General features: G+C 57.2%; 1 protein-coding gene. It reads left to right on the top strand.

Annotated elements, in window-relative coordinates; all coding sequences use genetic code 11:
* Positions 1-77: 77 nt before the first annotated feature.
* Positions 78-1,142, top strand: coding sequence for a photosystem II q(b) protein (gene psbA, locus ACVWYY_RS14455; protein ID WP_011432036.1), 1,065 nt, complete (start codon positions 78-80; stop codon positions 1,140-1,142).
* Positions 1,143-1,182: the final 40 nt, after the last annotated feature.

Here is a 1,182-nt window from a genome sequence, read left to right as displayed (position 1 = left end):
AGGTAGTTGACGAAACTTAACGGATGTTTTAAGTTTAGGTTGTCAATCTTCGCGCTTCCTTAGGGAAGTTTGTCCTCATGACTACTGTTATCCAACGTCGCTCAACCAGCAACGTGTGGGAGCAGTTCTGCGAGTGGGTCACCTCCACCGATAACCGCCTTTACATTGGCTGGTTTGGGGTGCTGATGATTCCCACCCTCCTGACTGCCACCACCTGCTTTATCATCGCCTTCATTGGGGCTCCGCCGGTGGACATTGACGGCATCCGCGAGCCCGTTTCCGGTTCCTTGCTGTACGGGAACAACATCATTTCTGGGGCTGTAGTGCCCTCTTCGGCAGCCATTGGCCTGCACTTTTACCCGATTTGGGAAGCCGCCTCACTGGACGAGTGGCTGTACAACGGCGGTCCGTACCAGCTGATTGTGCTGCACTTTTTGATTGGGGTGTTCTGCTACATGGGACGCGAATGGGAGCTGAGCTACCGTTTGGGGATGCGGCCCTGGATTGCGGTGGCTTACTCTGCGCCGGTGGCAGCGGCCACAGCAGTGTTTTTGATTTACCCGATTGGGCAGGGGTCGTTCTCGGATGGGATGCCCCTGGGGATTTCGGGGACCTTCAACTTCATGCTGGTGTTCCAGGCAGAGCACAACATCCTGATGCACCCGTTCCACCAGCTGGGCGTGGCTGGCGTGTTTGGGGGTGCGCTGTTTAGTGCCATGCACGGGTCGCTGGTGACCTCGAGCCTGATTCGGGAGACCTCGGAAGAGGAGTCTCAGAACCTGGGGTACAAGTTTGGGCAAGAGGAAGAGACCTACAACATTGTGGCGGCGCACGGGTATTTTGGCCGGTTGATTTTCCAGTATGCGTCGTTCAACAACAGCCGGAGCCTGCACTTTTTCCTGGCGGCTTGGCCGGTGATTGGGATTTGGTTTACGGCGCTGGGGATCAGCATCATGGCGTTCAACCTGAACGGGTTCAACTTCAACCAGTCGATTGTGGACAGCAACGGTCGAGTGGTTGGGACCTGGGCAGACGTGTTGAACCGGGCGAACCTGGGGATGGAAGTGATGCACGAGCGGAATGCGCACAACTTCCCGCTGGATTTGGCGGCGGTGGAGGTAGCGCCTGCGGTGCGTGGCTGATGGCCTGACCTGACGCTTCAACAGCATTGGTGGATCCCCC

This window comes from Thermostichus sp. MS-CIW-34 (genome assembly GCF_054060435.1).
This window is presented reverse-complemented; position numbering and strand designations above follow the sequence as displayed.